The sequence below is a fragment of the uncultured Aquimarina sp. genome, assembly GCF_947500065.1.
Classification (GTDB): domain Bacteria; phylum Bacteroidota; class Bacteroidia; order Flavobacteriales; family Flavobacteriaceae; genus Aquimarina.
Genome location: NZ_CANMQT010000005.1, coordinates 475,000 through 484,283, shown reverse-complemented (window position 1 = coordinate 484,283; position 9,284 = coordinate 475,000). Strand labels below are relative to the sequence as shown.

The 9,284-nt window shown below is 32.2% G+C and carries 7 protein-coding genes; 2 read left to right on the top strand and 5 right to left on the bottom strand.

The features are described from left to right. Window positions 1-164: 164 nt before the first annotated feature. The 5 genes from Q0975_RS17255 to Q0975_RS17235 are packed head-to-tail and all read right to left on the bottom strand — an operon-like array spanning window position 165 to window position 5,278. Window positions 165-461, bottom strand: coding sequence for an ankyrin repeat domain-containing protein (locus Q0975_RS17255; RefSeq protein ID WP_299438913.1), 297 nt, complete (start codon window positions 459-461; stop codon window positions 165-167). Between the two features lie 11 nt (window positions 462-472). After that, window positions 473-1,279: an arginase family protein gene (locus tag Q0975_RS17250; RefSeq protein WP_299438911.1), complete on the bottom strand. Its 807-nt coding sequence runs from the start codon at window positions 1,277-1,279 to the stop codon at window positions 473-475. Window positions 1,280-1,300: 21 nt separating this feature from the next. After that, on the bottom strand, window positions 1,301-2,941 hold the full coding sequence (locus Q0975_RS17245; protein ID WP_299438909.1) for a M1 family metallopeptidase: 1,641 nt from the start codon (window positions 2,939-2,941) through the stop codon (window positions 1,301-1,303). A 14-nt stretch (window positions 2,942-2,955) separates the two neighbouring features. Next, the gene (locus Q0975_RS17240; RefSeq protein WP_299438907.1) at window positions 2,956-3,894 is read right to left on the bottom strand and encodes an alpha/beta hydrolase-fold protein; all 939 of its coding nucleotides are present in this window, start codon (window positions 3,892-3,894) and stop codon (window positions 2,956-2,958) included. A gap of 43 nt (window positions 3,895-3,937) precedes the next feature. Further along, the gene (locus Q0975_RS17235) at window positions 3,938-5,278 is read right to left on the bottom strand and encodes a M28 family peptidase (protein WP_299438905.1); all 1,341 of its coding nucleotides are present in this window, start codon (window positions 5,276-5,278) and stop codon (window positions 3,938-3,940) included. Window positions 5,279-5,766: 488 nt separating this feature from the next. Here Q0975_RS17235 and Q0975_RS17230 point away from each other — a divergent pair, with 488 nt between their 5' ends. Together Q0975_RS17230 and Q0975_RS17225 are read left to right on the top strand one after the other, a co-directional pair. Beyond that, window positions 5,767-6,504: a hypothetical protein gene (locus Q0975_RS17230; RefSeq protein ID WP_299438903.1), complete on the top strand. Its 738-nt coding sequence runs from the start codon at window positions 5,767-5,769 to the stop codon at window positions 6,502-6,504. A 13-nt stretch (window positions 6,505-6,517) separates the two neighbouring features. Further along, window positions 6,518-9,283 carry a carboxypeptidase-like regulatory domain-containing protein gene (locus tag Q0975_RS17225; protein WP_299438902.1) on the top strand — a complete coding sequence of 922 codons (2,766 nt, stop codon included), beginning with the start codon at window positions 6,518-6,520 and terminating at the stop codon, window positions 9,281-9,283. Window position 9,284 lies beyond the last annotated feature (1 nt).

Sequence of the window (9,284 nt, the reverse complement as noted above, 5' to 3'; positions counted from 1 at the left end):
AATTATTCATCTTATTTTTGCCATTATTAAATCAAATAAAAAATTTGAAAATCGTTTGGTTTCGTCATAGAAATCGAAATAACAGAGAAAACTACTTTTTAGACAGCCTCATACCTTTTCTTATATCGAATTCAGGTTTTAAAAATGCCTTTATTTGCGTTAGTTTATTTTTTAAGATAAAGATTCAATAGGGTTAAGGCTTCTTGATTTTGTTTTTCAGTTGCTATTGATAAGGCTGTATCTCCACTAAAACCTTCTTTAGCATGTACATCTGCACCATTCTCAAGGAGAAATTTAGCAATATCTAAATGTTCAAATCGGAAACTCTCAATAAGGGGAGTAGTCATAGCTTCGGGATGTTGGTAATTAATATCTATTCCGATTTTAACGTAATATTTCACCAATTCTAAATCTCCTGTTTGCGATGCTAATAGCATGTCTTTCCAATTGCCTCCTGACATAAATTTGTGTTTTACTTCATCAATAAATTAATAATCTTTTCTATAGGATTTAATTCGATAGTATCTGTTGTAATAGATTCTAAAACACTACTTCCTACAACAGTAAAGTTTTCTTGTAATGCTTTTATGCAGTTTTCTGCATCAGAGATTGTTACTCCATCCGAAACTTGGTAATAGGTTTTGTTATAGTCATTAGGTTCAATGCAATCAAAATCGAAATGTAAATAGAGATGAGTAATTTTTTTTGATTGTAAAGTATTTACCAAATCGGTAATGCGTGTCTTTCTGGGAGCATAAATTGCCCCATCATTAATTCTGATTTGCTCTAGATCATCTATATCCCGAACTCCCACATAATGAATTTGCGAGGCTTCAATCGTTGAAAACATTAGATTGGTCATATGTTCTGAACCTTCACCTAATAAAGTCCTTAACGGCATACCGTGAAAATTACAGCTAGGAGAATCACAAGGTTTATTTATATCTGCGTGTGCATCAAACCAAATAACACCCAGATTAGGATATTTTTGGTTGAGATATGAAACAGGAACGATTTCTAACCCACAATCTCCACCGATAGTTTTAATTGTATTGGGTTGTGCTTGATCAATACTTTTTTTAAGCTGAATTAGTTGTTCGGTTATTGCATCATAATTGTTAATATGATGTTTCTTTTTCCCTTCTTTTCCTGCGGGGATCTCTGATAGTGGAATATGAATGAATTCTGGATCGTTTAGATAGTCTAATATGGTTTTTGCTCCATCTTTTATAGTCTTACCTGTTCCAGATCCTTGCCACTGTGGAAAGTAAATTTTCACATCTTCTTAATTTTCGTTTTATTATATAGATTTAGCAATTACATAAAAATTGGGATCAATAGCTATTTCATTGGCCTTAACCTTTAGTGTTTGCCACTCTTTGTTTGGTTGCACCCATTGATCTTTTCCATCAATTTTTAGTCGAACTGGCATATCAAAATCTTTTACAATATCAATATATCTATATTTTAACCCATTATCATCAAAACCATACTCTACAGTTGGAATTCTGGTATCTCTTAAATATTGATTAAAGAACGCTGTTAAGTCAATTTTGGTTTTCGTACTTATATAATCTTCTATTTGTTTAGTTGTAACGGTTTGATGATAAAAATCTTTATTTAATCCTCTTAAAATTGATCTCCATTTCTCATCATCTTCTATCAATTGACGTAAGGTATGTAGCATATTCGCTCCTTTGTAATACATATCGCTAGAGCCCTCGTTATTGACATCATATTTACCAATAATAGGTTTGTCATTTCTAATGCCTTGGCGTGTACCAATTACATATTCAGAAGAAGCTTCTTTTCCATAGTGATAATCAAGAAATAGATTTTCAGAATACGCTGTGAAACTTTCATGGATCCACATATCGGCAATATCTTTATAGGTGATATTGTTTGCAAACCATTCGTGACCTGATTCGTGAATAATAATAAAATCAAATTTTAATCCCCATCCAGTACCAGATAAATCATTTCCAAGATATCCATTTACATATTTGTTTCCGTAGGTAACAGAGCTTTGATGTTCCATGCCTAAATAAGGTGCTTCTACTAGTTTAAAGCTATCCTCATAAAAAGGATAAGGACCAAACCAATGCTCAAAAGATTTCATCATTTTTGGAGCATCTGTAAATTGTTCTTTTGCTGCTTTTAAATTATCTCTTAATACATAATAATCCATGTCTAAGATTCCTTTTTCGCCCTCATACTTTTCACCAAAATGCACATAATCAGCAATATTAATATTCACTCCGTAATTATTAATTGGGTTCTGTACAAACCAATGATATGTTTTGGTATTAGGATCACGTTCTTCTATTTTACGAAGTCTTCCGTTTGATACATTCATTAAATCTTTAGGCACTGTAACACTCACTAACATGCTATCTACTTCATCATACATGTGATCCTTATTAGGCCACCAAACACTAGCACCTAATCCCTGACAAGAAGATGCAACAAAGTGTTTGCCGTTAGTATCTTTTTTCCAAGAAATGCCTCCATCCCAAGGTGCTCTGACGGCTTCTCTTGGTTTACCACTATAGTATACATCTATCGAATTGACAATTCCTTTTTTTTGTTTTTTATTAAGCGATACAAAATGAGCATTCTCTTCAGAAGTCACTTTGAGTTCCTTTCCATCTTGTACTACTTTTTCTATAACCAATGGAGGTTGAAGATCTACTTGTAATACATCATGATTTTCTAATACTTTATAATAAATTGTGTTTTTCCCTTTAATCGATTTATTATCTGGATCTACAGTTATATCCAAGTGATAATAGGTGAGATCCCACCAAGCTCTTTCAGGAGTTATAGAACCTCTTAGAGAATCTTGTCTAGTAAATTTTTGATGTTGATCAAAAAGAGATGTTTGCGCAAATATTGGTGATAATGTACAAACAAAGCATACTGTTAAGAAAAACTTTTTCATTTTTAGCGTTTAATTTATTGTAATAAAAACTCTAGCGGAATCTCTATTCGATCATTCCAGCTCTTTTCATTGTGAGCAGCACCTTCAAACTTTTTAGTGATCCAATTTTTTCCTTCGATATATCCTTTATCCAACATCATTTGATCTACTTGTTTTTGATAAGGTTCATATTGAGCATCAAGAGTTTCGGTTCCAAAATCAAAGTATATTTTATGAGTTTTAGGATCCGGAAGTGCAGAAGGTAGTGTTTTCATATACGCTTCTCCTAAAACTGGAACCGGCCAATGTGTTGATACACATCCAGCGGCACCAAATATTTCGGGATATTTACAGATAGCGTATAAAGATATTAATCCTCCCATAGAGGATCCCATTATAGAGGTGTTTTCGGCCTTAGTTGATACATTGTATGTTTTATCAATAAAAGGTTTTAATTCTTCTACCAAAAACTTTAGATATTCATCAGAGTACAGATCATCAAAACCAGTGTTTTGTTTTAATGCAGCTTTAATTTCAGCACTGTTAGTAAGTTCAGCAGGAGCTTCTGGCATATATTCCGAAAAACGTTTTTTTACGGTATTCCAAGGAGCAACAACAATTGTGTTTTTAATTTTCCCGATTTTAATTAAACTATCTACTGCCTCATCAACACCCCAATCAATACCTGTATACGATGTTTTCGGGTTAAACACATTTTGTCCATCGTGCATATACAACACGTTATATTTAACAGCTGAATTAGTACCGTAACCATCAGGTAGAAATACTTCTACATTTCTCGGGATTACATATTCGGATTTAAAATTTTCATGAATGATTACTTTACCTTTTGTTTTAACAGCTAATTTCTCTGCTATATCACTAGAAGGTGGTAATTTCCTATTGATTGGTTCCTGTTTACAAGAAAAGGTAAACAGAAGAACTAAAATTGATATGATTTTTATAAGTTTCATTTGGTGTGGTTAGATTACTATGGTTAATATAAAAAGAACTAGTTTATTTTCTGAATATTCCGGAAGGAAACACTACAGGGCTTTCATGTCCATTTTTTCCTACTGCTGCGATACCGAAAAAGTAATTATCAATAACAATACCATTCAGAGTGAAGTTGTCTACATCTCCTACAAATCGACTATGATCCCAGGTCGGAGAAGTGGTATCTCTCCAATAGATTTTATATCCTTTTATATTTGGGTCATTCGCTTTTTTCCATTTGAATTTAGCAGATGGCTCTACAATTCCTCCAATTTTCACTTCGGTTGGAGCAGGAGGAGCCCAAGCAATGCCTGCTAGGTTAATTGCGTTTACGGCTGTAAGTTTAGCGGCATAGTCAAAATTAACGTGTGCTACGACATCTCCATATTTAATACCATTTTCTTCTCTTATATCCTGATGCTGTTGTGTATAGTTCTCATGAGCTTCCATGATACGAATTCCTGCAAAACCAGCATCATTAAATGGGCGATGATGACCGCCACGTCCAAAACGATCGAGACGATAGATCATCATTGGGTTCATTTCTGGCATATAGGTCTTAATAGTTTTATGAATATAACGAGCTAATTGACGTGAAATTCCATCAACTTCTCCACCATAAAAACGTCTTCGTTCTACAGTCTTTTTATCATCAGTTAGATTTGTAGGTTCAGAGAAAATTCTAAAGGTTCTGTTATCAATGACTCCATCAACTCCTTTTATGTTACCAATCATATCATTGTTCATAACCCCAATGATGTCCCAATTCTTTTCTTTGGCATAGGCAGCTAAACCTTTTCCGCCAAATAACCCTTGTTCTTCTCCCGATAATCCAACATAAATGATACTACTTTCAAATTTATATTTGGATAAAACTCTGGCTGCTTCTATAGCACCAGCCATTCCGGTGGCATTATCATTTGCTCCAGGAGAATCATCTTTAAAATTCGTTGGATCCGTGATTCTTGAATCAATATCACCGCTCATCATAATAAAGCGATTAGGATATTTTGTGCCTCGCTGGATAGCTACGACATTTACAATCATAACATCTTTTATAATGCGTTGGTTCGTTCCTTTTTTTACCAAATCTTTTTGATAAAAAACTTCCAGGCAGTTATTACAATCTTTTGATATGTTATCAAACTCTGATTTTATCCATCTTCTGGCAGCACCAATTCCTCTTGTAGTAGAAACTGTGTCACTGAGTGTATGACGTGTGCCAAATCCAGCAAGTTTTTTAATGTCTGTTTCAATTCGGTCAGCAGAAACAGCATCAATGATTTCATATATTCTTTGATCAGTTTGTGCAATTAAAATAGTAGAAAATAAAAGTAATGTTGAGGTAAGAAGTATCTTCATGTGTGTAAAATTGATCGCCTAATTTAAGTAAAAGCTATGATTAGGTACTACTCCTTAACAAATTTATAAGATCAACGGCAACAATGAATTCTGTTTTATTATTTCATTGAACTCTTTTTTATTTTCAAATACTATGATTTATGGATATACATCTGTAAAATATTAGTAGTACTGAGCATGTTTGTAATCCCTTTTTTCTATTTATTAGTAAGTATTCTTCGGCATTAGTAAATTTTGATGGGCGTTAACTAAGTAGTTGGTTAATGGCTTTATATTTCGATAGGGAATACTTGACTAGATGCTAAACATTTGTTTTTAGATTATTGAGTGTTTAGTCTATTAATACTCTTTACTATTCGTTCAAACTGGGAGTTGCATTTTTAAAATGTGGCTTTAAATATGCTACGCTCTAAAGACGCTTTCATTGTCAATTTCAGGAATAGTATTGAAAAAGGAATAGTATTAAAAAGATGTTGTCAACAAGGAATATGAATAAAGTAAATAAAATAAATAGTACGATTATTCTTTTGTGTCTGCACCTATTTGTTTTTGGTCAAATGCAAAATGAAAACCCTAGGTATGAGTGGTATGATAAAGTGATCGGTAAGGAACATACTGGATTGTATAATGGGAAACAGTATATCGATTTTGATAGAAATAAAATATTGGATAATAAACATGCTTTTTTTAATTCAGATGCTGTGTTGAGAGGTTCTGTTAATTATGATGGGCAGACTTATTATAATGTTGGAATAAAATACAATTTAGAAATTCAAAACCTTTTAGTTACACTAAAATCAGGGTCAGTTGCATCTATCTTACAATTGATTTATGATAAAATTGATGAATTTACTATTGAGGATTCTAGCTTTATAAAAATAGAAAATTTATTAGTTGACGGGATAACTACTTCAGGTTTTGTCGAAGTGTTATTAGAGAATTCTTCTTTTTCATTATTAAAACAACATAAGAAAAGAAGGAGAGAATATATTAAAGGACAGCAGTTGTATTATAAGTTTTTAGACAAATCCAGATATATTCTTTTTATAAATTCTACCTATATACATATTAAATCAAAAGGAGATGTTATAAAAGCCTTTCCCGATTATAAAAAGGAAATAAAGCTATTCTATGATAATTATAAGTCCATTAAAGAATCAAATTATAATGCTTTTATGAAGCAATTGTTTAAACAAATTAGTCATTCATCATCTTCATCAAAGTAGAATTTTTAGCATTATGAAAAGATATTTAATACTTATTCTTTTGTTGTATTCTAAAGGTATTGTAGCTCAGGATAATAACTCTTTCATAACTATTTCCTTTGAAAACATGGAATTAAAATCTGTTTTACTTCAAATAGAGGAACAGACAAATTATACAGTCTATTTCCAGGACTCTTGGTTTATAGAATATAAAAAGATATCAGGAGATTATAAAAATGTACATATAAATACCGTCCTCAATGATATTTTTAAGAATACAGTAATTAACTTTTTTGTTATTAATGAAAGTACTATTGTTCTTACTTTAAACAATATCATTCATGATACTTTACCGGAAGGCTTTTTTGGAAAAAGCGAAGAAAGCAATCTTCCTATCGAAACGCCTAATGATAAAAATATCTCTGCAGTTTTTAATACTGCCTCAAAATCTTCGAAAACAAAAATTGAAACTGTAAGGATTGGAAGAGCTATGAAGAATAATTCCAATACGAGATTTAAGTTATCAGGTTATGTTAAAAACAAACAAAGCAATAGACCAATATCGAATTCGATTATTGTTGTTAATGGAAAGGATGTGGGTGTGGAGACTAATAATAATGGGTTTTATGAAGTGGAATTAACTACAGGATCTAATCTTATAGAAATTAATGCTATGGGAATGGAAAATGTCAAGAAGCGAGTACTAATATATAATAATGGTAGGTTAGATATTTCGCTTAATGAAAGTATAGAGCTCTTGGATGAAGTTATTTTGGAGACAGAGATTAACAAAAATGTAGAAGAAGTAGTTACGAAAACAGAAATTAATGTCGAAACATCTAAAAATATCCCATTAGTATTAGGGGAACGTGATGTATTAAAAGTAGCTACTACGCTTCCAGGTATAACTACCGCAGGAGAAGGAGCTTCTGGTTACAACGTAAGAGGAGGAAAGTCAGATCAGAATTTAATTTTGCTAGATGACGCTGTGATATATAACCCACAACATTTTTTTGGGATTTTTTCAGCACTCAATCCTTTTGCATTAGGTGACGTGAGTATATATAAAAATGGTATCCCAGCCGAATTTGGAGGAAGGTTATCTTCTGTTTTTGATTTAACCACAAAAAATGCCACTGTAGACAAATTTAAAGGAGAAGGCTCTATAGGACCAATAACGGGGAATCTACTATTAGAAACTCCTGTTTTTAAAGAAAAATCTGGACTAATGATAGGAGGAAGAGGCGTATATGCCAATTGGGTTTTGAATTCATTAGACGAAGAATCTCTAAAGGATAGCGAAGCTTCTTTTTATGATGTAATTGCTAAATATAATCATCAAATTAATGATAATTCTAAAATCGAAGCCATGGCATATTGGAGCAGAGATGATTTTAGTATCACTTCAGATTCTCTGTATGTATATGGTAATAGAGCATTTTCATTGCGATGGGATTATCGATTTAATGATAAGAATACAGGTAAGTTAGCTTTGTCTAATAGTAGATATGATTTTGATATAGAGTTTGATGGAGAAACGGATGATGACTTTGAACTTGGATATAGTATAGATGAAACAGAATTAAAACTTCAGTTTAAAAATCTTTATAACGATCGTATAAAGTTTGATTATGGTGTTTCTAGTAAATTGTATACTGTAAATCCAGGTAGTATAAAACCAAAAGGACCAGAATCTATTATAGATCCTGTAGAAATAGAAAAAGAAAGAGGGCTAGAATCCGCTGTTTTTTTTTCAGGAAATATAGAACTTACTAAAAAAATAACGTTAGATGCTGGAATTAGATACTCTTTGTTTAATGCATTGGGAGAAGGAAGTCAAAACGTTTATGAAAGCGGAGCGCCTAGAGATGAAGGGACTATTATAGAGACATTAAATTTTGATAAAAATGAAGTCATTAAGACATATGGAGGACCAGAATTTAGAGTGTCCGGACGGTATTTGTTAGGTGAAGATTTTTCTGTTAAAGCCGCATATAATAAAACATATCAATATATACATACCTTATCTAATAATACGACAGCATCTCCTATTGATACGTGGAAACTTTCGGACCTTAATATCAAACCCCAAAGTTCTCAACAATACTCATTAGGGGTTTATAAAAATATTGATAATGCCGCGTATGAAATAAGCCTAGAAGGGTTCTATAAGAGATCTAACAACATCATCGATTTTAAAACTGGAGCGGAAGTACTGCTTAATGAAAATATTGAAACAGTAGTCTTGCAAGGAAAAGGAAAGGCTTATGGAGTTGAATTATTGTTTAAAAAACAAAAAGGAAGGTTTAATGGTTGGTTCGGATATACTTACTCAAGGTCTTTTATTCAATTAGGTAGTGAGTTTAGAGAAGAACAAATTAATAACGGGGAGTTCTTTCCTTCTAATTTTGACAAACCCCACGATTTTAGTCTTGTTGCTAATTATAAATTAACAAAGCGATTTAGTCTAGCTACTAATTTTGTATACCAGACAGGTAGGCCAGTAACATACCCCATAGGCAACTTTGTTTTTAATGGATCAGAATTTTCAGTGTTTAGTGATAGAAATAAATTTAGAATACCTGACTTCTACAGGCTAGATATTGGAATTAATATTGAAGGAAATCATAAGCGTAAGAAACTGTTTCATAGTTTCTGGACAATATCTGTGTATAATGTATTGGGTCGTAACAATCCTTTTTCAGTATTCTTTGTAACCGAAGATGGAGAGGTTAAAGGATTAAAAAGCTCAATATTTTCGGTTCCTGTACCCTCTATTACTTATAATTTTAAATTTTAGT